Below are 24,284 nucleotides of genomic sequence, written 5' to 3'. Positions count from 1 at the left end.
GCGTCGCGCCACCCGGCCGGTCAGCCGCCGGCCGCGGCGACCCGGGCGCGTTCTCGCACCGAGGCCACCACCCCGCCGTCGTTGAGGATGTCGGTGCCGACCAGGTAGCCGGCCTTGGGGCTCGCGCAGAAGGCCAGCAGGTCGGCCATCTCCTCGGGCTTGCCCCAGCGCGGTACGGCGGCGTCGGCCACCAGGGCGCCGGCGCCGGCGTCGGCCTCAAGCCGACCCATCTCGGTGTCGATCGAGCCAGGCGAGACCGACAGGATCCGCAGCCCGCGGCTGTTGAACCGCTCGGCCTGCGCACTGCTGTACCAGCGAACGAAGCCCTTGCTCACCGCGTACGCGATGCCGGACTGCAGCTCGGCGGGCACGATGCTGCACGCGGCCAGCAGCTCCGAGACGAACTTGTCCTCGTCCTGGTTCGCGAGTGGGAACTTGTCGATCGGCTGCATCTCCTCGGGCATCAGGTACGCCGCCATCGATGCGACGTTGACGAGCGCCGCGCCCTCGCCGGCCGCGCCGAAGAAGGCTTCGGCGACGTTGACGGTGCCCACCGCGTTGGTGCGGATGACGTATTCGGCCTCACCCATCTGCGGGCTGACCCCGGCGGTGTGGATCACCGACGCCAACGTCCCGACGCGCTTGGCGGTCTCGAACAGCTCGGCCACGGCGTGGCGATCGGTCACGTCGGCATTGACCAACGTGTGTTCGATGCCGAGCTCGGAGAGCGCGGCGCCGGCAGCGTCGAGGCGGTCCTGCCGCACGTCGCACAGCACCACCGCATGTTCGGTGCCGACGACCTTCGCCGTCGCCAAACCCATCCCGCCTGCCCCACCTGTGATCACCGACACTCGAGTCATCCCGCGACGGTATCGACCACAGGTCGGGCGGCTGCACACCGGGGTGGTTGCCGGACACTTCGGTGAGTGAGTACTCTCTCACCGTGCCGTCCGGACGCGACCGACTCTTGGCCGCAGCGCTGAAGCTGTTCGCCGCCAAGGGTTATGCCGCGACGTCGGTGGCCGAGATCCAGCAAGACTCCGGTCTGGCGCGGGGTTCGGGTGCGCTCTACAAGCACTTCGGCTCCAAGCGCGAACTGCTGGCCGCCGCGGTCGAGCACCGCATCGAGACCATCGTGGCCGCCCGCGAGCAGTACGACGCCGGCCGGCCCGACACCGTCGAGGCCGCCGTGCGCAGTGCCGGTGAGCTGATCTGGACCAACCTCACCGAGAGCGAGGAACTGCTGCGGGTCATGCTGCGCGAGCCCGACGAGCTCGGCGACCTCGACGAGCAGACCTGGCGGGTCATCACCGACAACGCCTATCAGCGGTTCGCCGATGAGCTGAGCGCTTCCAACCGGGCCGGCCGCACCCGGATCCCAGACCCCGAGGCGACCGCGGCGGTCGCGATCTCGGCGCTGTCCTACGCCGCGACGCTGCGCGCGCTGACCGGACGCACACCCGGCAACGTCGACGACGATCGCTTCTTCGAAGCGTGGGTGACCCAGACCGTCAGCGTGATCGAACGACACCGTGCTGCAGACCACTGACCGACCACGACCTCCAGGAGCCCACCCGTGACCTTCTCCCTGCAACTGAGCGACGACGTGATCGAGGTGCGCGACTGGGTGCACCAGTTCGCCGCAGAGGTGCTGCGCCCGGCGGCCGCCGAATGGGATGAGCGCGAGGAGACCCCCTGGCCGGTCATCCAGGAGGCCGCCAAGGTGGGGCTGTACTCCCCCGAACTGTTCGCGCAGCAGTCGGTCGAGCCGAGCGGAATCGGCATGCTCACCGTGTTCGAGGAATTGTTCTGGGGCGATGCCGGCATCGCGCTGTCCATCCTGGGCACCGGCCTGGCCGCAGCAGCGTTGGCGGGCAACGGAACTCCCGAACAGCTCGGCCAGTGGCTGCCGGCGATGTTCGGCACCGCCGATGAACCCCAACTCGGCGCCTTCTGCTCCTCGGAACCCGATGCCGGCTCCGACGTCGGCGCCATCCGCACCCGCGCCCGGTTCGACGAAGCCACTCGCGAATGGGTGCTCAACGGCACCAAGACCTGGGCCACCAACGGTGGTATCGCCAACGTCCACATCGTGGTGGCCTCGGTATATCCCGAACTCGGCTCCCGCGGTCAGGCCACGTTCATCATCCCGCCCGACACGCACGGCTTCAGCCAGGGCCAGAAGTTCAAGAAGCACGGTATCCGGGCGTCGCACACCGCCGAGGTGGTGCTCGACAACGTCCGACTGTCCGAGGATCTGATCCTGGGCGGACGGGAGAAGTTCGAGGACCGGATCGCCCGGGTCAAGTCCGGGGCCTCGGCGGGCGGTCAGGCCGCGATGAAGACCTTCGAACGCACCCGCCCGAGCGTCGGCGCCATGGCGGTCGGGGTGGCCCGGGCCGCCTACGAGTACGCCCTCGACTACGCCTGCCAGCGTGAGCAATTCGGCCGCAAGATCGGTGAGTTCCAGGCCGTCGCGTTCAAGCTCGCCGATATGAAGAGCCGGATCGACGCCGCCCGGATGCTGGTGTGGCGCGCCGGGTGGATGGCCCGCAACAACATGGCCTTTGACAACGCCGAAGGCTCGATGGCCAAGTTGGTGGCCAGCGAGACCGCGGTGTACGTCACCGACGAGGCCATCCAGATCCTCGGCGGCAACGGCTACACCCGCGACTACCCGGTGGAGCGGATGCACCGGGACGCCAAGATCTTCACGATCTTCGAGGGCACCAGCGAGATTCAGCGCCTGGTGATCTCGCGGGCGATCACCGGGCTGTCCATCCGGTAGCGGCGCTCCCGGGCGCACCAGGACGCCGCGGTCGGTCAGCGCGCCGACGGGAACTGCGGCGGGCGCTTCTCGCGCAGCGCGGTATAGCCCTCCACCACGTCGGGCCCCAGAAAGGTCAGCATCTCGTAGGCCGCGGATTGATCGAATATCGGTCCGGCGCTGCGCATCCAGTTGTTCAGCGACCGCTTGGTCAGCCGGATCGCCTGCTGCGATCCGGTCGCCAGACCCTCGGCGATCCGCAGGGCCTCGTCGAGCACCTGCTCGCGTGGCAGGGCCTTGGCGACCAGACCGATCCGTTCGGCCTCGGTGCCGGTCACCATCTCGCCGGTCATCAGGTAGTACTTGGCCTTGGCCATGCCGGCCAGCAGCGGCCAGATGATCGCGGCGTGATCACCGGCGGCCACCCCGAGCTTGACGTGCCCGTCGCCGATCCGGGCGTCGTCGGCCATGATCGCGATGTCGGCCAGTAGCGCGGCCACCGTGCCGGCGCCGACGGCCACGCCGTTGATCGCCGAGACGATCGGTTTGTCGCAGTTGATCATGTTGTAGACCAGATCGCTCATCTCGGCCAGCATGTGCGACACCCGGTCGTAATCGCCGGCCATCCGCTCCACCATGGCCAGATCGCCACCGGCGCTGAACGCCTTGCCGGCGCCGGTGATCACCGCGACCCGGGTCTGCGGATCGGCGGCCACGTCCTTCCAGATCCGGGCCAGCTCGGTGTGCATGCCCTCGTCGGCGGCGTTGTACTTCTCCGGCCGGTCCAACGTGATCAGCAGGACACCGTGGTCACGACGGGACAGCGTCAGTTGCTCGTAGTCGCTGAACTCCATTTGCCGCAGCGTAGTGATTTCGGTGCGCGCAGGGGCGCTGAGCGCCCCCAAACGCACCGAAATCGCGGATCAGTCCGGCGGCTCCTGCGCGTGCTCGGTGTTGGTGTCGTCGGGAGCGATGTCGCCGACCGGCTCCTGATCGGGGTCCGGGTCGTGGGCTCGCTTGTGTAGCTCATCGCGCGGTTCGTCGCGATAGATGCCACGGCCACGAGGCATGGTGTTCCTCCCTTCACCGTCGAACACCGCGCGTCGTTCGCGCGTTTCCCCTGCATACCCACCGTGGGGCGGCGCTACTCGTTTGGCCTGTGCACGACCGGGTACCTCTTGTGCATGTCCGAAGCACCTGCCCCGCTGCGCGCACTGGCCCTGGTGTGCAGCCTGAAACCCAGCCCGGCGCCGTCGAGCAGCGAATTGATCGCCGAACACGTGCTTGCCGCGCTGCGCGACGAAGGCGCCGAGGTGGAATCGGTGCGCTGCGCGGACTATTCGATCACCCCCGGGGTCGAAGCCGATATGGGCGACGGCGATCAATGGCCGCAGCTCCGCCAGAAGATCCTCGACTCTGACGTGCTGCTGATCAGCACACCAATCTGGCTTGGGCACCCGTCGTCGATCACCCAGCGGGTGCTGGAACGCCTCGACGCCGAGCTGTCCAACACCGATGAGGAGGGACGCCCGGTGGTGGCCGGCAAAGTGGGGATCGTCAGCGTCGTCGGCAACGAGGACGGTGCGCACAAGACGGTCGCCGACGTGTTCCAAGGTCTCAATGACATCGGGTTCAGCATCCCGGCCCAGGGCTGCACGTACTGGAACGGTGCGGCGATGCAGTCCACCGACTACAACGACCTCGACGAGGTGCCCGAGCCGGTGGCCTCGGCGACCGCCGCCGCCGGCCGCAACGCCGCGCACCTGGCGCGCACCCTGCAGCGAGCGCAATACCCACCGTACCAATGACATTCGCCCACACATCCAGATGAAGGAGTCACCATGCCGAACACCTCGAAGGATCCCGTCGACCATGCCCGCACCACGCGCCAGCATGCCGGCGAGACAATGAAGAACGGGCGCAACGGACCGGGTCTGGTGGCGGTCGCGCTCGGCGTGATCGCTTTGGTGATCGGACTGTTCGCCTTGGCCACCGGTTATGCCACCACCGCTACCGTGGCGCTGGTGATCGCCGTGCTGGTCGGCGCCGGCGGCTTGGCCTGGCTGGCCTTCACGCACCGGGCGGTGCGTGAGCGTGAGCTGCGCTGGCACCGCGAGCACCGGCCCGAGCAGCCGCTGGAACCGCCAACCAGCTGATCCGGCCCCGCGCTGCGCTCCTCAGTTGTCGAGGTGCGCAGCGCAGCGTTGCGCCGCGAATCTCAGGTCGTCGGTCAACGCCGCGAGCGCTTCGGCCCGATCCGAGCGCCGCAGCACCGAGGCCGGATGCACTGTGACCACCACGTCGGGGTCGACATCCCAGTCCTGGTCGTCGGGCAGGTGCAGCACCTCCCGACGATGCTGGGTCAGGCGAAAATCGTTGCCCAACACCGTTTGCGCAGCGGTAGCCCCCATCAACACCACGACCTCGGGATGCACCGCGGCCAGCTCGGCCCACAACCACGGTCGACAGGCCACCCGCTCGGTGCGGCTCGGAGTCTTGTGAATACGGCGCGCCCCGCTTTGCGCGCGACTGAACTTGAAGTGCTTCACCGCGTTGGTGAGGTACACCCGCTCGCGAGCGATGCCGGCCTCCTGTAGCGCCCGATCCAGCAACCGGCCGGCCGGCCCCACGAAGGGTGCACCAGAGCGGTCCTCCTGGTCACCGGGCTGCTCGCCCACCAGCATCAGGGTGGCCGAGCGCGGCCCGGCCCCGAACACGGTCTGGGTGGCGTCGCGATACAGCGCACAGCCCCGACAGGTCTGGGCCGCGTCGGCCAACACATCCAGGTCCTTCGATCTGGGCACGAACTGCTCGGCGGTGACGGTCGCCATGGCACTCGGGTACCCCGGCGCGCACCGCTGAATCCCTTGAACATTGCGTGCGGTCCGTTGCGCGCCGACGAATTTGTGGTTCAGGTCATGGTCGGTGTCGGGTTTCGTCAGCCGCATTCCGGGGAAAGCTTGCAGTGCGCGGTTGCACAACCAACTGCGGGCAACCACCAGCGCATCGCATGGAAACCAGGACAACGAGAGGATTCGTGATGACTGACAAGAACGGTGCGGCTGAAGGCGTTTCGGGTGTCGTCGAAGGCATCAAGGGTAAGGCCAAGGAAGTCGCCGGCGCCGTGACCGGCCGCGACGACCTGCGCCGCGAGGGCCAGGCCCAGCAGGACAAGGCCGACGCCCAACGTGAAGCCGCAAAGAAGGAGGCGCAGGCCGAAAGCGCTCGGGCTGCCGCCGACGCCAACGAGGCGCGTCAGCGCGCCGAACAGTAAGGCCCGCTACCCGACTCGAGACATGCGGCCCGGCCCCTTCGGGGGTCGGGCCGCATTTCGGCTCAGGGCCGCAACGATGTCTGGCCGCGGCTCCACTGGTCCATCAGGAACGTGTCGAGCCGGTCTTCGACCAGGTTGAACACCCGCATCCCGAAGATCACATCGGCGGCCAACTCAGGCTCGTCACGCAGCAGGCTGCCCACCACGTCGGTGCGCACCACCTGTTCGTGCACCGCGTCGGCTTCCACGTGTTCGGCGTAGAAACCCACGCACTCCTGCGGTGCGTTCATCCGGCGCAGCGCCTGCACCAGCCGGCGCGAACCGGGCGGGGAGGTGATCTCGGTGGCGGCGAAATGGCCCACCACCGCGCCGCGCAGCTCGCGGTGCAGACCCAGCAGCGACATCACATTAACGGCCGCAAGGCTTTCCGCGCCGACGGCACCGAGGTAAGCCAGGTATCCGCTGTCCAACCCGGCCGCGTCCAACAAGTCAGCGAACAGCTCCTGGTGTACCCGGGTGCCGCGCCCGGCACCGTATTCGTCGAACTCCACGGCGACGAACGCAGCCTTGGCGTGACCGGTCAGCCGCGGGATCACCCAGGCGTGCGGGTCGGCCTCCTTGAGGTGATACAGCGAGCGGTGAATGAAGTACTCCTGCATCTGCTCCCAGGTCCCGTTATCGCGCAGATGCCAGGACACCCCGGTGCCGCTGGACGGCACCACCGACAGCTCATCCATCTCGTCGGCAACCGAGCTCTGCGGGTCGATGGGGCCGATCTCGCCGCGCAGCGCCTCGATGAAACGTTCTTCCATCCGGGCCCGCAGCTGCAGCAGCAGCGGATCCCATTCCCAGCGGGAGTGCACCCCGTCGAAGCCGCGGTAGTGCAGTTCATAGCAGACATACAGGGCCAGTTGCAGATCGAGCCCGAAGGGGTCGGCCTGCGCACAACTGGTCGCGCAGTGCGAGCTGCGTTCAGCCAGCAACTCGAGCACGCTTTCCGAGAGCGGACCGACCGGCGCCGGTAGGCGGGGTGCCCGTCGTTTCGCGGCCCGGGAAAGCACGGCTGCGTCGTGGTCATGCATGTTTCTCGATACCTCTGGTTCGACGGTACTCGTTGGTCCGGGGGTCCAACTGCTCGTTCATCCGCTGTCCTTCTCGACATCTCCGCGGCGCACCCGCCGGTGGCTGGTGTCGCAGAGCGGGTAGTTCTTGCTGCGCCGACAGGCACAGATCGCAACCATGAACCGATCCGAGTCCACCGCGGTGCCGTCGGGCAGCTCTATGTGCACGGGGCCTTCGACCAGCAGCGGGCCGCCGGGGACCACCCGGACCGTGCGCGGTTCGGCTGTCATGGTCGTACGGCGGCGATCACCGCCACCGTTTCCACCCGACGGCCCGCCTCGAGCCGGCCGGTGTCTTCCAGCCAACCCGCGCGCCGCTGCAGGACCGGGCCGAACGGGATCTCCTCGGTGCGCACCACCGACGCGTGCAACCCACCGCGCGACAGCCTGCTGACGGTCTTCGAGATGTCCGCGAACTCCGATTGCACCACCAAGGCGATACCGTGCCGGTCCAACAGCGCGGGCATGGCAGCACACAGCGGGTCGAGTACCGCGCGGCCGTCGACGCCGGCGTTGACCGCCAGTTCCGGCACCGGAGCCTCGGCCAGGTCATCGGCCCGCGGTGGCGCCGGCACATAGGGCGGATTGCACACCACCAGGTCGTAGGGACCGGTGAGCAGCGCCTGGCTCCACGAACCGTGGTGTACCTGGACGTTGGCGTCGGCCTGGACCACGTTGGCTTGCGCGCAGACCGCCGCAGTCGGGCAGAGTTCAAAGGCGTCGACGGACCGCGCTCCGGCGGCCGCAGCAGCCAGGGCCACCACCCCGGTGCCCGAACACAGATCGGCGACCTGTCGTCCGGTGGGCGGCGCACAGGACATCATCGCTTCGATCAGCAGGTAGGAATCTTCCTGCGGGCGATAGACATCCGGGCGGGCTTCGAAATACGACGGATGCAAGACAACGTCGGCCGCAACAGTCATGGTGTCCTTTCCCAGGGCAGATCCCGATGCGCACCTGCGCTGCCCGTTCAGATTGCCCCAACCTGGACTGGTTAAACATCAGAATCGCCGGGACCCAGGCGCGCGGTTCTCACCCGCCGAGGCCACGGATGGCGGTGATCACCACAGCCGGGTTCTGCACGGGCACGAAAATCACTTCTTGACAACGGTGTGGACACGGTGCGGCTCGGTTTCGCCTCGGTATGACAACCACTCACGGCGACCCCTCGACTGCCTCGGTGGCCCGTTGTACGGTTCGGGGACGGAATTTCAATTCTGTAATTACAGCGCACTCAATGAGTGCGATCTTCTAAGCACGACCAGAGGGAGCCAACGGTGACGATTATCAAGGATCGCACTATGAAGGTAGTTGCTGGCGTTGGCATGTGTGCGGCCGCTGTGGTCATGAGTCCGCACGCGGCAGCCACCCCGCTACTGACCGGTGGGTACAACTGCGTAGACGCCGCCGGTGCTCCGGCAGCCGCGCCCTGCGCGGCACCGGCCGTCGAAGCCGCTGGCGTGGCGCCGGTGGTGGCGCCTGGGCCGGCCGCGGTCCCGGTCGTGCCGGCGGCACCTGTGGTACCGGCCGCCCCCGTGGTGCCGGCCGCCCCGGTGGTACCCGCCGCCCCCGTCGCTCCGGTGGTACCGGCGGCTGCGCCCGTCGTTCCGGCGGCCGCGCCGGTGGCCGGCGCTCCGCTCGTCGAAATGGGCGGTACCGCAACGGGTAAGGGCGTGCCGACCTCGCCGACAGTCACCGACGGCCCAGTCGCCGGGGTGCCCATTGCGCCCGGCGAGTGAGCCGAACTACTTCCGGTAAACCTGCCCCAAGAGTCCACCCCCGTTGTCTGCGGGGGTGGACTTGCTTTTCTGCCCGTTCGCTGCGTTTGACCGGTCGGATTGCGGTGCGCCAGAGTTCGTTGAGCAGTCAGATCTGCTGATCCCGCCCGACGTCATCGACCGTCAGCACTTTCAGGCCGCAGCCCCGACGTTCGCCCCCCCCCGGCCGCACGGACGCATCCTCTGGCCGGCTATCCGCTGCCGCACAGGGACTTTCACACCGTCAGCGGCGAGCTACTCCTGGACGATCACCGGGTCGCCGACATTGACGTTGTCGAAATACCATTCGGCGGCGGCCGGCATCAGGCTGATGCAGCCGTGGCTGACGTTCTCGTGTCCGATCGAGGCGACAGCCCACGGTGCGGAGTGCACGAAGATTCCGCGCCGGGTGATCCGCACGGCGTGGTCGACCTCGAGGTAGTAGCCGTCGGGATCGGTGACCGGGATGCCGACGCTGCTGGAGTCCATCAGCACAGTTCGATCCTTGGACAGCACGGTGTAGTGCCCGACCGGGGTGGCATACTCCGGTCGGCCCATGCTCGCCAGCAGTACACCTTCTTCACCCATGTGCGGAAGGTGATGTGGCGCCGGCATTCTCACCGGTGCATCGACCGGTGCCCCATCGATCGTGACCGTGAAGGTGTGGTCGGAGATGTCGGCGACCCCCACCACGGCCGGCCCGGTCTTGAACTGTGTCCGGTGCCCGCCGACCGAGAGCATCACGGTGCTGTGCGAGGGCCAGTACTGGTCCGGAACCCACTGGACCACATCGGCCTCGAGCCACTCGAAGCTGCCGTTGACCGGCGGATCCGACTCCAAACGGAGCGCACGCTCGGCGAAGCGGCGGTTTGTCACCGGCCCGTTGAACGTCACCACCACCGGGTGTGCAACGCCCACCACAGCCCCCTCGGCCGGCGCGACCGATTGCACCCCGTCGCCAAGTGGTGCGGTCAGCGCCGCCGGCTCCACCACCGGTGCCGGTCCGATAACAGTCGTCCCGGCGACGAGCACGACGAGAACCCCATGAACAACCGCCCGCATCAACCCGACCTTCGCCACGAAGAACTCAAGTAAGAACGAGTTCATCCTACGAAGCCGACGCCCTCGGAATCGTCAGGGCGCGTGGACGATTCGGTACCGCAATCGTCACAGTTTGGACACGTCAGAGGTTCCCGTCGGGCGCACCTACGCCGGTCGCGAGACGCATCTGCGCCAGGTCACCGGACCCACGATGCCGTCCACCTCGATGCCCTGCCCGGCTTGGAACTCCCGTACGGCTTGGTCGGTGACCGGACCGAAGTCCCCATCGACGTCGATGGGTGGCGCCTGGCGCAGATTCATCCGGATCTGTACACCCTTGACCGCCTCGCCGAGGTTGCCACGGCGGACCGTGATGAACAGCCGAGTCCACGTCACCGGACCCACCACGCCGTCGACCAGCACTCCCTGCGCGCCCTGGAACCGCCGCACCGCCTGGTTGGTGACCGGGCCGAAGATCCCGTCCACTTTCAAGTCGAATGCCCTGGCGCGCAACAGGTGCTGCAGGATCTTCACGAACGGTCCTTCCTCGCCCTGACTGAGCTCGATCACCTCGAGTTGTTGGGGCGGCTCGTCGCCCAGCGGGTTCAGCAAATCCGCGCGCCCTTCGAATGCGAAGAGCAACAGGTCCACCATGCGGAAGGTGAAGGAGTCCGGGCCCAGGCTCGGTCGCCAGTTCGGGTCCCGCACGATCGAGTGGGTGCTGCCTTCGATGGCACGGTGGAAGACCTCGGCTACCACCCGTCCACCCACACCGGTGAGACGCCCGTTGTTGAACTCGGCCTCCCTCAGGATGTAAGTCCACAGCGGGGTAGCGCCGACCAATTCGGTGCGCAGCGCCGGGGCGAGTGCGGTGAAGTCAACGCCGCCGCTTCCGGTCACGATCTCGTCATCGCTCAACGCTGAAACACCAACCAGTGCCGCCATCTGCTGTCCACTGGCGAGCTTGACCATCTTGCCCCGCAGCAGGTTTCGAAACGCGAGGTTGGCGTGCATCGGTGGGACCACCGGGGTGGTCGATCCGAATGATCCCGGCGGCAGGTCGGCCAGCGGATCGGTCAGCCGAGTGTCGATGTTGCGGGCGAAGTTGAACTTCTCCGGTGGCACCGTCAGATCCGCGCGGCCGGCTTCGCCAAAGTCGTAGAGTCGCCGGAAGTCCGCGATCCAGTTCGACGGCAATGGGTTGTCTCCGGAGAGGCCACCGCTGGTGCTGGAGAATCCGAACAGCAGGGACAGAAGTCCGCCGCCGTTGTCGAAGAACCTGTTCCAGTTGTATCGGTCACGAACCATGCTGTGGCCCAGTCGAAATGCTGCCACCGAGAACTCGATCGGCATGGTCGGCGCATCACCGGCGGTCGGGGTCACTTCGAACAGGGTGCGGCCGTTGGTGAAGACGTCTTCCACGATGCCGGGGTCGACGATGCGCGGCAGGTAGTCGGTGCGGACCATCCACTGGTAGTGCTTGACCACCTGCTCGCGGGCCGCCTCGAAGGTGTCGACGCCGGGGCCCGTGTTGATCGTGTCGACCACCCGGTTGTGGAACCGGATGAAGGCGAGGTGGGTCTGCGCGACGATGAGGTTCTCGTCGTTGCGGGCATCGGGGATCAGCGGTTCCCGCTGCTGCGGGGCACGTGGCAGGTCATGCCCGTCGAAGGCCGGCAGGAAGTCTGGCAGGGCTTCGGTGCGGCCGACCTTCAGGTGCCAGTCGTCGGAGTAGAACTCGGGCTGCTCGGAGGGTCCGCGCCCGTAGAGCGAATCCAGATCCAATGCCGGCGAACGGCCTTGGACCAGTTGGTCGATGGTCAGATCGGTGCCCAGTTCGGCCGCGGTCTTGTCCATTGTCAGATCGTGGTCGAGGAACTGACCCAGGTAGGTGTAGCCGGCCGGGATGTCACCGTCGTGCTCGGGGGCGATGGCGGTGGTCGCCGCGGCAATTGCAGTGAGCAGATCGGTGCTCGGTGGTGTGCCCGTTGGACCGATCCGGGAGAACCTGAACTGGCGCAGTGCCTCGGTGTCCGACGGCGCCACCGCCGGCGCCACCTCCTCTTGCGCCGCAGCGGCTCCGCCGGTGTCCAATACACCTTCACCGACCACGAAGAACTTGTTCCTGCTGTGTCGTCGCATGACGCCCCCTCGACTGGTTTGGCTTTCGCTGCCACTCAACAGCTGGCCGGCTTGGAGTGCACGAGTAGCCGACTACGCGTGTGCGGACGACAGTTGAGGTCACCCGAATCTCCCGGCGTGCGAGATCGGCGCCGCTCGCCGGCAGTTACCGGATCAGATCTGCCGCGCCGCTGCGATGCGCCCGGCCACCTCGGCAGCGATGCGCCGTGTCTCAGGATCAGCGGCCGGCAGGTACCGATCGGCGGCCGGATCGTAGCCGGCGCCCGCGATCGCGGCGTGGTCGGTGGGTAGCTCGACCACCTCGACGGGCCACCCGATGGCCTCGAGCCGGGCCGCGAAGTCTCGACTGGCCGTCGGCGGGACCACTTCATCGTGCAGGCCGTGGATCAGCGTGAACGGAGCACGCGTACTGGTGGATGAATTCGCCTGTGCGCTCGGCTCTCCCGAGATCGGATCCCGCGCCATGAAGGCACCGCCCAGACACACGGTGCGCGCCAGCCTGACTTCGAAGCGGTCGGCGTGCAGCGTCAATCCGGCCGCCGCGGCCGCCCCCAGCGACCAGCCGATCAGAGTCAGCCGATCCGGCTGCTGAGACCAGGACCGCACCCAGTCCAGCGAAGCCAGGAGATCGGCGCGGCCGCCATCGCCGGCATGCGAGTTCCAATCCGGTGCGACCACACCAAGGCCACCCTTGGCCAACTCTTCGGCCAGCACTCGCACCGCCGACCGGGCATCGGCCTGCATGCCATGCCACAGCAGCGCCGGGGGTGCGCTCGGTGCTCCGAATACATCGGCGAATCGGTCCGGCGCATACTCCGCGGTCTGCATCCTTTTCCTTCCAAGTCAGCCCGATCCTGCAGCGTCGAGTTCCCGGCCCGGTAGGGCGAGAAACGCAGCCGGCTTGAAAAGCTCACGTAGTGGGCATTCCAGGGCCATGACTGAACAGAGCGCCACGCCGGATCGCAACCAGAATCAAGCCACCGACCCGCCCGTCGGGCCGACTGAGCAGGGCCGCAGCGGTGGCATGGCCACCCGCGAGAACGCCCCGGACGTAGTGCAGGAGCATCAGCGCGAAGACTCGGACTAGCCGATCATGCATAAGTGTCACCGCTGAGCGCCGGCATGTGCATATTGCAAATGCCGGCGCTCAGCGGTGACACTAATGCACACTTTTCGCCCTAGCTGCCGGCGCGGCGACCGCTGGTGGCTGAATTTGCGCACCGGCGCCGAGGAGCTCCGCGGGGGTGCCCCCGCCCGACGTGCTGACCGTCGACTTCATCGCCGCGCGGGGCGCGCGTTAGTGTGATTGATCGGCCCAAGCCGACCTGCCGACAGAAACGATTGAGCAAACAATGACCGCAGCAGCAGAATCGTCGACGCTCGAAGAGCGGGTCGGCCACTACTACGAGGCCGACAGCACCTACCTGGTGGGCCGCGAGAAGGTCCGCGAGTACGCCCGGGCTGTGCAGGATTACCACCCGGCGCACTGGGATGTCGACGCCGCAGCCAAGCTGGGCTACGCCGGCCTGGTGGCCCCACTGACGTTCACTTCGACGCCCGCGATGGCCTGCAACCGGCGCATGTTCGAGTCGATCGTGGTCGGCTACGACACCTACCTGCAAACCGAGGAAGTCTTCGAACAGCACCGGCCGATCGTGGTCGGCGACGAACTGCACGTCGACGTCGAACTGACCTCGGTGCGGCGGATCGCCGGTCGCGACATGATCACGGTCACCAACACCTTCACCGACACCGCCGGTGAACGCGTGCACACCTTGCACACCACAGTGGTGGGAGTCACCGCCGAGGACCTCAACCCCGAGATCAAGTCCGCCGTGCAGAACGCGATGATGCACGACGTCGACATCATGGGCGTCAGCGAAGCCGAGGCCAACTACCGAAAGACCGTCCGCCCCGAAGGCGAGGTCCACATCGCCGACGACGCCGGGCGCTCCCCCGCCTCGCTGTCCTTCGACGAGCTGAAGGTCGGCGACGAGTTGCCGGTTCATCACACCCGGTTGTCCCGCGGTGATCTGGTGAACTACGCCGGTGTGGCCGGTGACGCCAACCCGATCCACTGGGACGAGGACATCGCCAAGCTGGCCGGCCTGCCCGACGTGATCGCGCACGGCATGCTCACCATGGGCCTGGGCGCCGGGTTCGTCTCCGCGTGGTCGGGTGACCCGGGTGCGGTCACCCGCTACGCGGTGCGGCTGTCGCAGCCGGCAGTGGTGTCCGCCAAGGAGGGCGCCGACATCGAATTCAGCGGCCGGATCAAGTCACTGGACCCCGAGACCCGCACCGGCGTGGTGGTCGTCGCCGCAAAGGCCGACGGCCGCAAGATCTTCGGACTGGCCACGATGAACATGCGGTTCCGCTGACTGACAGTCCTGCCAGCTGGCCGGGACCCCCGCAAAGCGGCCCAGCTCAGTCGTAGACGACGTCCAGTCCACGGCGCGCGAGGTCGGCCAGGGTGTCGCGCATGGCTTGGATCTGCTGGGCGGGATGTCCCACCCAGTCGGTGATCTCGCCGATGATCCGCACGGGTTCGCGGGTCCGATAGGACCGGGTCGGGTTGCCAGGCAACTTCTTGTCGGTGACGTTCGGGTCGTCCTCGACTTCGCCTGTCGGCTCGACCAGGTAGACCCGACCACGGCCCTCACCTCTCGCGAACTCGGCTCCCCAGACCGCGGCATCCAGCGTCTTGGTCACGTAGACATGGTTGGCGATCCGGCCTTCGCCGTAATTGGCCAGGCAACCGGCGACCAGCAGATCACCGACCGCGAGGTCGGCCTTGGTGCCGTGCAAGAACGCTCCGGACTCATGCACTTCGAAGGGTTTCGGTACCTGCGGCATCACTGCCCCTATCCATCCGAATCGGTGAAGCAGCGATTGTGCAGCAACCAGGGGGCCTTGCCGCAAGGCCCCCTGGTTGCCATAAAGTGAGAGTGGGACGACGTCGGCGGCCTCAGCCGGGAACGTTGGCCCGCAGCGATTCCAGTGCGGCGGTGCTCAACCGCGCCAGTTCCTCGGCCTCGGCCGAATCCAAAGCGGCCCGGTAGATCTCGGCCATCCGCCGGTTGGTCGCCACCTCGATCTCGGCGTACTCGGCCTCCTTGCCGGCACCGTCCGCGAACGGTTCGGGCCAGCCGAACATCGTCGCGTACTCCGGTCCTTTGTTCAGCATGTGCGCTTCGATCGGGGCAATCCCGGAGATGGTCAGCGCGTTGAAGTGCACGCCGGCGCGCAGTTCGCGCAACACGAACATCACCTGCAGCGCGCGGGCCGGTGCGTCCTCGGCCAGCGGCATGGCGCGCCACCCAGCGAACAACGGCAACCCGGCGGTCGGCGTCGCCGCGATCACCTTCTCGCCCAGCGCGGCGATCCGGTCCAACCCCTGCGCGCCGGTCAGGTACTTGCGGCCGAATTCGGCGGCCTGCTCCCAGTAGATCTCCGCTGCGCGGGCCGCACCGTGCACCGCGACGCCCTCATCCCACAGCGCTGCCAGCCCGATTGGTTCGAACACCGCGAACACCGCGGCGACGGTGGCGCCGCTGGCCTCGCCGAGCACTCCACCACGGCAGGCGACATAACCTGCCAGCGGGTTCTCATAGCCCTTGGCGACGCTGCCGCCGAAGGTCTCCGGGTGCAGCATGAACACTGCGACCACTTGCTCCATCGCCGGCCCCGCGGTGGCGGCAGCATCCAACATGACGTCGCTCATGACAAGCACTCCTCGGTTGAGTTGCGGTGTATCCCTCTGTTCTTACCGGGCCAGATCTCAGTGCCCGAAGTCAGGGGCCAACACGTCGTTGACGTCGATGTACCCGCCGTACGCCGATCGGTGGTACCTCAACCTTGCTCAGAGCGCGAATGAGTAGCCGCCGTTGATCGGGATGGTCTGTCCGGTGATCCAGGATCCGGCGTCGCCGGCCAGCACCAGAGCCAGCTGTGTCACGTCGTCGGGCACGCCCGGACGGCGAATCGCGTACGGCGCCAGGATGGCCTTGGCCTGCGGCGAGTCGGCCATCTCGGCCCACAGCGGCTCGGTGAGCGGGGTGCGCATGGTGCCCAGCGAGATGTTGTTGGCGGTGATCCCGTAGCGGCCGGTTTCCAAGGCGACCGAGCGGATGAAACCCGCCGCGCCGGCCTTGGCGGCGCCGTAGACCGCGCCATTGGCGTCGCCGGTGCGGCCGGCGTCCGAGACCACCGTGATCACCCGGCCCCACCGGCGCTCGATCATCGACGGCAGCACGGCGCGCGTGCAGTGCAGCACACCGTAGAGGTTGACCTGCAGGAAGGAGTTCCAGTCCTCCGGGCTGGTTTCGGCGAACGGCATCCGGTTGGCGAAGCCTTCCGCTCCGGCGTTTCCGGCGTTGTTGACCAGGATGTCGATCTCGCCGGCGGACCCGATCGCTTCGGTCACCGCGGCGAAGTCGGTGACGTCGAACGCCAGCGCGCGCGCCTGGCCGCCGGCCGCTTCGAGTTCGGCGACGACGGCCTCGGCGCGTTCCACGCGCAGGTCGTTGACCACCACCTCGGCACCGGCGGCGGCGAACGCCAACGCCAGTCCGCGCCCCACCCCTTGGCCTGCCCCGGTGATCAGCGTGCGTCGTCCGGTCAGGTCCAACTGCACGCTCATGGGGTTCTCATCTCGTCGTCTGGGCAGGCCGATCGCGGTCTCTACAGTAATAGAGCCGACCGGCCTTGCTCACACCGACTACGCCGAGGATTACCGCCAGCAATCGAGTGGAATCCTCGGCGTTATGCCTCGCTTCGAGCGTGGTGGGCGGGCGCACCTGCGAACTAGCTGCGCACCGCTGATACCGACGGCCGCGCGGAACCGCCCTGCGGTTCCGGAAGCATCAACTGCGCGATCGCCTCCTGATCGGCGGCCGACGGCACTCCCAGCCCGGGCGGATATTCGTACACCTCGGCCAGCGGTCTCGAACCGGTGGTTCCGTCCAGGATGTCGATCGCGTCGGTTCCGATCAGGCCCGGGTGCTCCACGCCGCAGGCTTGCGCCACCTTCACCAGGTCGCGGCGCAGCGTCTTGATGTAGTGCGCGGCCCGTTCGGCTTTCTCTTCGGGCACCAATCCGCGGGTCAACCACGGATTCTGGGTGGCCACCCCGGTTGGACAGGTGTCGGTGTGGCATTTCTGGGTCTGGATGCAGCCGACGGCCAGCATGGCCTCGCGCGCGACGTTGATCAGATCGCAGCCCAGCGCGAAACCGACGACCGCGTTGTCCGGCAGACCGAGTTTGCCGCCGCCGATGAACACGACCTGTTCGTGCAGATTTCGTGCGGCGAAGATCCGGTACACCCGGGAAAACCCGAGCTGGAACGGCAGCGAGACGGCGTCGGCGAAGATCAGCGGGGCCGCGCCGGTGCCGCCCTCCCCACCGTCGATGGTCACGAAATCCACGCCGCGTCCGGTGCTCTGCATCAGGTCGGCGAGCTCGCACCAGAATTCGAGATCGCCGACCGCTGACTTGATCCCGACCGGCAGGCCGGTCTCGGTGGCCAGCAGCTCGACCCAATCCAGCAAGCTGTCGGTGTCGGTGAATTCGGCGTGCCGCGACGGGCTGACGCAATCCTGGCCGACCGGGATGCCGCGGGTCTCGGCGATCTCGCGGTTCACCTTGGCGCCGGGCAGCAGTCCACCCAGGCTGGGTTTGGCGCCCTGACTCAGCTTGATCTCGATAGCCCGGACCGGCGCGCCGGCCACCACCTGCTTGAGCCGCTCCAGGTCGAAGCGGCCCTGCTCGTCCCGGCAACCGAAATACGCTGTCCCGATTTGGAGTACGAGCTCCCCACCGTGCCGGTGGTAGTTGGACAGGCCGCCCTCGCCGGTGTTGTGCAGGCAGCCGGTCATCGCCGCAGCGCGGTTGAGTGCCTCGATGGCGTTGCCGGACAGCGAACCAAAGCTCATTGCGGAGATGTTCACCACCGACGACGGCCGAAACGCCTGGGTGCGACCCCGCGCGACGCCGACGACTTTGGCGCAGGGCAGTTTCACCTCGTGGCCGACGGTGGGCTCCGATGCCGGGGTGGCGCGCGCGAAGGTTCGATGTTTGATGACGGGATATCCGCTGGTGTGCTCGAGGTCGTTGTCGGTTCCGAAGCCGAAGTAGTTGTTCTGTTGTTTGGCCGATGCGTACACCCAGCGTCGTTGGTCGCGGGTGAACGGCCGTTCCTCGTCGTTTCCGGCCACGATGTATTGCCGCAGGCCCGGGCCCAGAGATTCCACCAGGTAGCGGCCACGCCCAATCACCGGGAAGTTCCGCAGCAGGGCATGCCGGCGCTGCAGCACGTCGTGTACCACCAGCGCCCCGACCGCCGAGGCCGCCGCACCCGCGACTGTTCGAAATGATTTGAACTTGGTCATGTAGCCCGGGTTGCCCGGCGATCACGCATCAAAACCCAGCGGCGGCGCACTGCCGGGTGACCTCAGGTGGTGATCGGCACGAACTCCGGGGCGATCTGGTTGACCATCGCCGACCACGGCACGGTCAGCACCTTGAGGCTGCGGCCGAATTGCACTTCCGGGAAATGCAATTCGATGCCGGCGTCGGTGGCAGCCCAGTTCTGGAAGTTGACGTCCTTGGGCGCGAAGAAGCCGGCGCGCCGCCAGTCCCGCAGCTGGGTGTCGGAGGCCGCCGCGGCGAGCCGGGTTTCGACCTCTTGCCCCAGCTGCAGCAGCCCGGCGGTCTTGTCGACGAACAGGTTGTTCCAGGTGATCACGACGCCGCTGCGGGTATCGCAGACCACCGAGGCGAGGGTCTGCATCGGCATGTGTGGTTCGTCGGTGTCGTACTGGCCGACGAAAACCTCAGAGACGGTCGTCGGGCGCTGCGTCAGGGTGCCGGTGGCGTCGAAGGTCCAAGGCCGGCGGGTTGATCCATTCCAGGTGGTGTCCTGCACCTGCCGGTTGGCAACGGCGTCGATGTGTTCGTTGATCGGTCCGGCCATCGGGTCGGCAGCGTCCAGCCGTTCGTAGTGCACCGTCCAGGTGCCCAACCCGTCCGGGCTGGTGCCGCTGATCACGGCCGGCACCGGGGCGGCCCAGGCCGCGGGGGCGGCGACCAAGGCCAGCGCGGCCAGGACCGTTACCGCGAGCCAGCCCCGGCGCGGTGACAACACGGCGTCACTTGAGTGCGACACTGCTGGCCAGCCATCGCCCGTCGACGCGTTCCATCGTGATGTCGACCCGGCTGCGGTCCAACCGCGGTTCCGGGTTGGCCAGGTTGGTGATCGACTGATCGATGAACAGCAGCACCTCGACCTTGTCCTCGGAGGCCGACTTCACCGCGGCGTCGACCACGGTGCCCTGGCTCTTCGCCTCGTTCTCGATCAACACCTGGCGCAGTTGCTCTGCCGACTGGCTGTACATGTCCTTGAACTCGCCGGTGGCACCGTTGATCACCTGGTTGAAGTTCTCGTCGATACCGTTGGTGTCGATGCTGGTGAGGGTGACCGCGTAATCCTTGGCGGTGGCCAGCGCCGCTTGTCTGGCGTTCGCGACGTCCGAGTGCTGCTTGTACTGCCAACCCAGGACGGCCGTCCCGGCCAGCGCTGCAACCAGTACCGCATCGGCAGCGGCCAGCGCGACGGCCCGCTTGCCGGGTCGGCGACGCCTCGGGACATCAGCCGCTTCGGGCTCGTCGGTCTCGTCGGTCTCGGCAGCGGGACCAGCGTCGGACTCCGTTGCCTCGTCGACGGTTTCGGGTTCGGTGGCCGCGCCCTCGCTCGGCTCGGCCGCGGCGGGGTTGGCGTCTTCCTCGTCGAGTTGTTCGAAGACATTCGAGGTCCGGTCTCGCTTGAACAGTCTTACCGCCATGTCGGCTCCTTTCAGTTCGCGGGATCAGTTCGGCGGGTCGGCGGGCAATGGAGTGTCCATCGATACCCCGCCATAGGGCGTGCCGAGCGCGGGTGGATCGGTGGGCGCCGGGGTGGTTTGTTCCAACGGGTCATATCCGGGCGGTGGCCCCGCGGTGTCGTCTCCCGGTGGCCGGGGCGCATTACGCGCGCCGCGCACCAGCACCGCGGGGTCCGGGTTGTTGCAGTACGTCCACCGATACGGCTCCGGGTAGTTGGGCACCGAAGGCGGCAGCGCCGGCAGCCCGTAGTCGCAGCTGTACCGCGGGTAGAGATCGACCAGCACCCACACAGCTCCGTCGCGCACCACGTTGGACAGCGACTCGACCGCAGAACCGCCACGGTCGGAGTTCACCACCTCGTTGAGTGCGGGGACCCGCGCCGTGGACAGCTGTTTGGTTTGGCAGCGAAGCGTAACGCCGGTCCGGTGTTCAGGTCAATGGCGAATCAGAAGCGTCCGGCGCGGAATCCTCGCGATGACGCCGCGGTCAATATGGTTGCACGTTGCTCGGAATCGGACGCGAATTCGCAGCTACCACATAGGTTTCAGCCCGTTTCGTGACGTTTCAGGTTGCGATTGCCAGCAATGCCTCTGGTCGCGAATTCCGACGGTTCGCGGCACCAGATGTTTGGTCAATACAGAGAACATGAGAAATCGCCAGAGTCCCGCAGATCCGCCGGAAGCCGTGCAAGACTGCCGCTAGCTCGTCACTTTGCGTCCGCAGCAACGTGCACCCCGTCGGTACGATGACTCCTTCGCGGTGTCGCCGGAGGTGCCGTCGCACACAGGGATTGACCCGAAGGAGTCGAATGTTCATCGCCACCGTCGTCGGCCGGTACCGGGTCAGCCACCCAGCTGATGCGAGCCATCGGTGACCAAGAGCCACCGCGGCACCAGGCACGTCGAACTGCCCGAGGCCAAGCAGACCGAACGCCGACTGGAGATCGTGCGGATCGCGAACTCCGTCCTGGCGGGCTCCGGAGGACACGCCTCGATTCACCAGATCGCCGAGGCCGCAGGCATTTTGCCCGGCAGCCTGTATCACCATTTCGGGTCCAAGGACGCGATCGTCGTCGAACTGTTCCGGCACTACCACGCGGTCCTGGACCAGGTTGGCGCCTACGCGCTGGAACAGCTTGATCAGGGCAGCCGACCGATCGATCGGCTGCTGCTCGAATTGTCGCTGGCGATCGCGCAGGCGGCCGCCGACAATCAGGCCGCCATCCAATTGACGAAGTACGAATGCCCAAGTTCGGATCACGAGCTGGCCGAACTCATGCAGCGCCCACCCCGCGCGGTGCAGCACGCCATGCGCGCGGTGTTGCGCACCGGTCGGCACAGCGGCTACATCCGGCCCGACATCGATCTGCCCGCCGCCGCCGACCGACTGGTGCACACCATGCTGCAGGCCGGGCTCGGTGCAATCAGCGGTACCGGGCCGATCACCGAGACAGCCACCACCCTGTGTCGAATCCTGCTGCACGGACTGGCAACCCAGGATCTCAGCGACATCGAGTTGGATCGATCCGCCGCGTTCCGGGCGGCCGACGATGTGCTGGAGCAGTGGTCGAACGACGCCGAACCGGACCGCCGGGACAAGGCGGCGGTGATCCGGGCGGCCGCCCGCGAGGAGTTCGGCCGCCGCGGCTACGAGTTCACCACGGTCCGCGATGTGGCCGCGGCCGCCGGCGTGGGAACCAGCACGATCTTCCGGATCTTCGAGACCAAGCACGGCCTGTTGGCTTCCAGCATGCAGGCCTTCGACGAGAAGCAGAGCCAGGCCTGGCGGGCCGTGCTGCACAGCGATTCCACGGCCTTGCAGAAGCTGGACGCGCTGGGCTGGTTCAACGTCAACGTGTTGACCCGATTCCCGGACGAGTTCCGCATCCAGCTGGCGTGGATGCGTACTGTGACCAGCCCGACGCCGAACCGGTTCTTCGATTCCACCCTGCGCCAGTTGACCCGACTGCTGTCGACCGGTATCCGCTCCGGTGAGATCAGCGCGCCGGCGAAGTCTCAGGCCGCGTCGGCCCGGTCGGTCATTGCCGTGCTCTGGCCGCCGCAGAGCATCGCTCAGGAACTTGGCGCACCCGAAGCCCTGGTACATCAACGCGATACCGTGTTGCGCGGTATCGCCCAGCGCTGAACGCCGATTGGACCTGTCCGCAGCGGGTACTTGACCGATATGTCCGTTGCCATCGGCACCTCGGGTTGGTCGTACCCGCACTGGGTGCCGACGCTCTACCAGCCCGGCCTGGCCAAGACCCGCTGGCTGGACACCTACGCGGGTGAATTCGACACCGTGGAACTCAATGCCAGCTTCTACCACTGGCCCCGGGAGACGTCGTTCGCCGCCTGGCGACAACGTCTGCCGGCCGGGTTCTTGATGACTGTCAAAGCGCCGCGCGGCCTCACCCACGCGCGTCGGTTGCACTCACCCGAGGTGTGGTCGGAGCGCTTGGACCGCGGGCTTCGCGAACTCGGTGATCGGTGCGGACCGCTGCTGGTGCAGCTGCATCCCGGGCACGAACGGGACCTGGGTCGGCTGGCCGCCTTTCTCGACGTGTTACCGAACTGGCTGCGGGTGGCGGTGGAGTTTCGCCACCCCTCCTGGGATCACCCCGAGGTATACGAGCTGTTGGAACGGCGCTCGGCAGCGTATGTGGTGATGAGCGGAGCGCGTTTGCCGTGCATCCTGAAAGTCACTGCGCCACTGGTGTATTTGCGGCTGCACGGCCCGGACCCGGACAACCTTTACTGCGGGTCCTACAGCGCCGAGGAGCTCGGGTGGTGGGCCGAGCGGATCCGTGAGTGGTCCGCCCAGGGGCATGAGGTGCTGGCTTATTTCAACAACGACGGCGCCGGCAATGCCGTGCGCAACGCCCGCGCGTTGCGTGCACTGCTGGCCACCGGCTGAGGTCCGGCGACCACCCGAATCAGCCGGCCGACAGCTTGTCCGCGACGCCCACCACCCGGGTGGCCAGATGCTCAAGCGCCGCGCTGGTCGCGTCGTCGAGTTCGTTCTGGTTGTCCGGACCGGTCACGTGACTGACCCCGTAGGGATTGCCGTCGGCGAACTTCAACGCATCGGTGTAACCGGGCGGCACCAGCACGCCGCCAAAGTGCATGAGCGAGGTGTACAGCCCGATCAGCGTCGTCTCTTGGCCGCCGTGCGCGGTCTGACTGGACGTGAAGCAGGCGTAGACCTTGTCGGCCAACTTGCCCTGTGCCCACAGCCCACCGAGCGAATCCATGAAGGTCTGGAACGGCGCGGCGGTGCTGGCGAAGCGGGTGGGTGAACCGAAGATCACGGCGTCGGCCCACACGATGTCGTCGCCGGTGGCGGCCGGCAGGTCCTTGGTGGCTTCGTAGTTGGCGGACCAGGCCGGATTCTGCGCAAAGGTTTGCGGGTCGCGGGTCTCGGCCACATGCCGGACTCGGACTTCGGCGCCGGCGCGCTCGCCGGCTTGCCCCAAGCGCTGGGCCATCTTGGTGCCGTGGCCGGTGGCCGAGTAGTAGATGATGGCGAGCTTGGTCATCGCCCGTCCTCCTCCGTCGACGTCGTTTGCCCGCGGGTACCCGGCCCGGCGTTCGGCAAACAACCTAGTCGGATTGGCGCAGCGTCAGGACCGTAATGTCGGGACGAGCACCGATCCGTACCGGCGGTCCCCAGAACCCGGCGCCGCGCGTGACGTACAACTGGGTGTCGCCGAAGCTGGACAAACCGGCCAGCGCGGGCTGCTCGGAGCGGACCGCGTAGTGGAACGGCCACATCTGCCCGCCGTGGGTGTGCCCCGAGATCTGCAGATCGACGTCGCGTGCGGCGGCCTCGGCGATCATCACCGGCTGGTGAGCCAGCAGCACCGCCGGTCCGGCCGGGTCCACCCCGGCGAACGCGCGCTCGAAGTCCGGCGGATCGTCGCGACGTCGGCCGGCGAGATCGTTGACCCCGACCAGGTCGAAAGTGGCACCCGAGCGTCGGATACGGGTGCTCTCGTTGCGCAACGGCGCCACCTCGAGGCGTTCGAGTTCGCGCAGCCAGGATGGCGGATCTTCGACGAAGTATTCGTGGTTGCCGGTGACGAAGAATGAGCCGTCCCGAGACACCAAGTCCGCCAACGGTTCTGCGGCGTGACCGAGTTCGTCGACGGTGCCGTCCACCAGATCACCGACGATCGCCACCAGATCGGCGTCGGTTTCGTTGATCATCTGAACCAGCCGCTCGGTGTGTGCGCGACCAGTCAACGGGCCTAGGTGGATATCGGACACCACGGCGATCCGATAGCCGTCGAACGCCGGGG

29 protein-coding genes are annotated in these 24,284 nt (G+C 67.2%); 10 read left to right on the top strand and 19 right to left on the bottom strand.

What is annotated here, in order from left to right; translation table 11 throughout:
* Positions 1 to 20 precede the first annotated feature (20 nt).
* Positions 21 to 860: an SDR family oxidoreductase gene (locus AC5Y3P_RS15500; RefSeq protein WP_500046804.1), complete on the bottom strand. Its 840-nt coding sequence runs from the start codon at positions 858 to 860 to the stop codon at positions 21 to 23.
* A gap of 83 nt (positions 861 to 943) precedes the next feature.
* On the opposite strand from AC5Y3P_RS15500, the gene AC5Y3P_RS15495 reads away from it, so the two are divergent.
* Both AC5Y3P_RS15495 and AC5Y3P_RS15490 read left to right on the top strand, forming a co-directional pair.
* Entirely contained in the window at positions 944 to 1,549 is a 606-nt protein-coding gene (locus AC5Y3P_RS15495) for a TetR/AcrR family transcriptional regulator (protein WP_500046803.1), read from the top strand.
* A gap of 27 nt (positions 1,550 to 1,576) precedes the next feature.
* Positions 1,577 to 2,788, top strand: a complete 1,212-nt coding sequence (locus AC5Y3P_RS15490; RefSeq protein WP_500046802.1) for an acyl-CoA dehydrogenase family protein — start codon at positions 1,577 to 1,579, stop codon at positions 2,786 to 2,788.
* Positions 2,789 to 2,823: 35 nt separating this feature from the next.
* Here AC5Y3P_RS15490 and AC5Y3P_RS15485 read toward each other — a convergent pair whose 3' ends face one another.
* Together AC5Y3P_RS15485 and AC5Y3P_RS15480 are read right to left on the bottom strand one after the other, a co-directional pair.
* Positions 2,824 to 3,621 (bottom strand): enoyl-CoA hydratase/isomerase family protein, encoded by a 798-nt coding sequence (locus AC5Y3P_RS15485; RefSeq protein WP_500046801.1) that lies wholly within the window; start codon positions 3,619 to 3,621, stop codon positions 2,824 to 2,826.
* 69 nt (positions 3,622 to 3,690) lie between these two features.
* Entirely contained in the window at positions 3,691 to 3,837 is a 147-nt protein-coding gene (locus AC5Y3P_RS15480; protein WP_500046800.1) for a hypothetical protein, read from the bottom strand.
* A 114-nt stretch (positions 3,838 to 3,951) separates the two neighbouring features.
* Between AC5Y3P_RS15480 and AC5Y3P_RS15475 the strand changes: the two genes are divergently transcribed.
* Both AC5Y3P_RS15475 and AC5Y3P_RS15470 read left to right on the top strand, forming a co-directional pair.
* On the top strand, positions 3,952 to 4,575 hold the full coding sequence (locus AC5Y3P_RS15475; protein WP_500046799.1) for a flavodoxin family protein: 624 nt from the start codon (positions 3,952 to 3,954) through the stop codon (positions 4,573 to 4,575).
* Between the two features lie 33 nt (positions 4,576 to 4,608).
* Positions 4,609 to 4,923 carry a hypothetical protein gene (locus tag AC5Y3P_RS15470; RefSeq protein WP_500046798.1) on the top strand — a complete coding sequence of 105 codons (315 nt, stop codon included), beginning with the start codon at positions 4,609 to 4,611 and terminating at the stop codon, positions 4,921 to 4,923.
* 21 nt (positions 4,924 to 4,944) lie between these two features.
* Here AC5Y3P_RS15470 and AC5Y3P_RS15465 read toward each other — a convergent pair whose 3' ends face one another.
* Complete coding sequence (locus tag AC5Y3P_RS15465; protein ID WP_500046797.1) at positions 4,945 to 5,598, bottom strand: UdgX family uracil-DNA binding protein; 654 nt, start codon at positions 5,596 to 5,598, stop codon at positions 4,945 to 4,947.
* Between the two features lie 209 nt (positions 5,599 to 5,807).
* On the opposite strand from AC5Y3P_RS15465, the gene mbp1 reads away from it, so the two are divergent.
* Positions 5,808 to 6,041, top strand: a complete 234-nt coding sequence (gene mbp1, locus AC5Y3P_RS15460) for a microaggregate-binding protein 1 (RefSeq protein WP_500046796.1) — start codon at positions 5,808 to 5,810, stop codon at positions 6,039 to 6,041.
* A gap of 62 nt (positions 6,042 to 6,103) precedes the next feature.
* Here mbp1 and AC5Y3P_RS15455 read toward each other — a convergent pair whose 3' ends face one another.
* The 3 genes from AC5Y3P_RS15455 to AC5Y3P_RS15445 are packed head-to-tail and all read right to left on the bottom strand — an operon-like array spanning position 6,104 to position 8,085.
* Positions 6,104 to 7,123, bottom strand: coding sequence for an iron-containing redox enzyme family protein (locus AC5Y3P_RS15455; RefSeq protein WP_500046795.1), 1,020 nt, complete (start codon positions 7,121 to 7,123; stop codon positions 6,104 to 6,106).
* Positions 7,124 to 7,180: 57 nt separating this feature from the next.
* The gene (locus tag AC5Y3P_RS15450; protein ID WP_500046794.1) at positions 7,181 to 7,393 is read right to left on the bottom strand and encodes a CDGSH iron-sulfur domain-containing protein; all 213 of its coding nucleotides are present in this window, start codon (positions 7,391 to 7,393) and stop codon (positions 7,181 to 7,183) included.
* Positions 7,390 to 8,085: a HemK2/MTQ2 family protein methyltransferase gene (locus AC5Y3P_RS15445; protein WP_500046793.1), complete on the bottom strand. Its 696-nt coding sequence runs from the start codon at positions 8,083 to 8,085 to the stop codon at positions 7,390 to 7,392. Before AC5Y3P_RS15445 ends, AC5Y3P_RS15450 begins: the two co-directional genes overlap by 4 nt.
* 378 nt (positions 8,086 to 8,463) lie before the next feature.
* On the opposite strand from AC5Y3P_RS15445, the gene AC5Y3P_RS15440 reads away from it, so the two are divergent.
* Positions 8,464 to 8,901, top strand: a complete 438-nt coding sequence (locus tag AC5Y3P_RS15440; RefSeq protein ID WP_500046792.1) for a hypothetical protein — start codon at positions 8,464 to 8,466, stop codon at positions 8,899 to 8,901.
* 273 nt (positions 8,902 to 9,174) lie between these two features.
* Here the strand turns inward: AC5Y3P_RS15440 and AC5Y3P_RS15435 are convergent, their stop codons facing one another.
* From AC5Y3P_RS15435 to AC5Y3P_RS15425, 3 genes are all read right to left on the bottom strand, one after another.
* On the bottom strand, positions 9,175 to 9,981 hold the full coding sequence (locus tag AC5Y3P_RS15435; protein WP_500046791.1) for a L,D-transpeptidase: 807 nt from the start codon (positions 9,979 to 9,981) through the stop codon (positions 9,175 to 9,177).
* Positions 9,982 to 10,125: 144 nt separating this feature from the next.
* The gene (locus AC5Y3P_RS15430) at positions 10,126 to 12,102 is read right to left on the bottom strand and encodes a peptidoglycan-binding protein (protein WP_500046790.1); all 1,977 of its coding nucleotides are present in this window, start codon (positions 12,100 to 12,102) and stop codon (positions 10,126 to 10,128) included.
* A gap of 153 nt (positions 12,103 to 12,255) precedes the next feature.
* A complete protein-coding gene (locus tag AC5Y3P_RS15425; RefSeq protein WP_500046789.1) occupies positions 12,256 to 12,930 on the bottom strand; it encodes an alpha/beta hydrolase in 675 nt (224 codons plus the stop codon).
* 106 nt (positions 12,931 to 13,036) lie between these two features.
* Here AC5Y3P_RS15425 and AC5Y3P_RS15420 point away from each other — a divergent pair, with 106 nt between their 5' ends.
* Both AC5Y3P_RS15420 and AC5Y3P_RS15415 read left to right on the top strand, forming a co-directional pair.
* Positions 13,037 to 13,189, top strand: coding sequence for a hypothetical protein (locus tag AC5Y3P_RS15420; protein WP_500046788.1), 153 nt, complete (start codon positions 13,037 to 13,039; stop codon positions 13,187 to 13,189).
* A gap of 265 nt (positions 13,190 to 13,454) precedes the next feature.
* Entirely contained in the window at positions 13,455 to 14,483 is a 1,029-nt protein-coding gene (locus AC5Y3P_RS15415; protein WP_500046787.1) for a fused (3R)-hydroxyacyl-ACP dehydratase subunits HadA/HadB, read from the top strand.
* A gap of 46 nt (positions 14,484 to 14,529) precedes the next feature.
* Here AC5Y3P_RS15415 and arr read toward each other — a convergent pair whose 3' ends face one another.
* From arr to AC5Y3P_RS15380, 7 genes are all read right to left on the bottom strand, one after another.
* Positions 14,530 to 14,958: an NAD(+)--rifampin ADP-ribosyltransferase gene (gene arr, locus AC5Y3P_RS15410; protein ID WP_500046786.1), complete on the bottom strand. Its 429-nt coding sequence runs from the start codon at positions 14,956 to 14,958 to the stop codon at positions 14,530 to 14,532.
* A 112-nt stretch (positions 14,959 to 15,070) separates the two neighbouring features.
* Positions 15,071 to 15,826: an SCO6745 family protein gene (locus tag AC5Y3P_RS15405; RefSeq protein WP_500046785.1), complete on the bottom strand. Its 756-nt coding sequence runs from the start codon at positions 15,824 to 15,826 to the stop codon at positions 15,071 to 15,073.
* Between the two features lie 138 nt (positions 15,827 to 15,964).
* A complete protein-coding gene (locus AC5Y3P_RS15400) occupies positions 15,965 to 16,744 on the bottom strand; it encodes an SDR family NAD(P)-dependent oxidoreductase (RefSeq protein ID WP_500046784.1) in 780 nt (259 codons plus the stop codon).
* Between the two features lie 164 nt (positions 16,745 to 16,908).
* Positions 16,909 to 18,492 (bottom strand): FMN-binding glutamate synthase family protein, encoded by a 1,584-nt coding sequence (locus AC5Y3P_RS15395; protein ID WP_500046783.1) that lies wholly within the window; start codon positions 18,490 to 18,492, stop codon positions 16,909 to 16,911.
* Between the two features lie 62 nt (positions 18,493 to 18,554).
* On the bottom strand, positions 18,555 to 19,247 hold the full coding sequence (locus AC5Y3P_RS15390; RefSeq protein WP_500046782.1) for an RsiV family protein: 693 nt from the start codon (positions 19,245 to 19,247) through the stop codon (positions 18,555 to 18,557).
* 4 nt (positions 19,248 to 19,251) lie between these two features.
* Positions 19,252 to 19,944 (bottom strand): Rv1363c family protein, encoded by a 693-nt coding sequence (locus AC5Y3P_RS15385; protein WP_500046781.1) that lies wholly within the window; start codon positions 19,942 to 19,944, stop codon positions 19,252 to 19,254.
* A gap of 24 nt (positions 19,945 to 19,968) precedes the next feature.
* Positions 19,969 to 20,337: a hypothetical protein gene (locus tag AC5Y3P_RS15380; protein WP_500046780.1), complete on the bottom strand. Its 369-nt coding sequence runs from the start codon at positions 20,335 to 20,337 to the stop codon at positions 19,969 to 19,971.
* Positions 20,338 to 20,854: 517 nt separating this feature from the next.
* On the opposite strand from AC5Y3P_RS15380, the gene AC5Y3P_RS15375 reads away from it, so the two are divergent.
* Positions 20,855 to 22,129, top strand: a complete 1,275-nt coding sequence (locus AC5Y3P_RS15375) for a TetR/AcrR family transcriptional regulator (RefSeq protein WP_500046779.1) — start codon at positions 20,855 to 20,857, stop codon at positions 22,127 to 22,129.
* 39 nt (positions 22,130 to 22,168) lie between these two features.
* Entirely contained in the window at positions 22,169 to 22,900 is a 732-nt protein-coding gene (locus tag AC5Y3P_RS15370) for a DUF72 domain-containing protein (RefSeq protein WP_500046778.1), read from the top strand.
* Between the two features lie 19 nt (positions 22,901 to 22,919).
* Here the strand turns inward: AC5Y3P_RS15370 and wrbA are convergent, their stop codons facing one another.
* Both wrbA and AC5Y3P_RS15360 read right to left on the bottom strand, forming a co-directional pair.
* Positions 22,920 to 23,522 (bottom strand): NAD(P)H:quinone oxidoreductase, encoded by a 603-nt coding sequence (wrbA, locus tag AC5Y3P_RS15365; protein ID WP_500046777.1) that lies wholly within the window; start codon positions 23,520 to 23,522, stop codon positions 22,920 to 22,922.
* A gap of 64 nt (positions 23,523 to 23,586) precedes the next feature.
* A partial coding sequence (locus AC5Y3P_RS15360; protein ID WP_500046776.1) for a metallophosphoesterase occupies positions 23,587 to 24,284 on the bottom strand: 698 nt, incomplete at its 5' end.

The organism is Mycobacterium sp. NGS45 (assembly GCF_059812645.1).
Note: the sequence above shows the minus strand (reverse complement) of the source record. Positions and strands in the feature narration are given on the sequence as shown.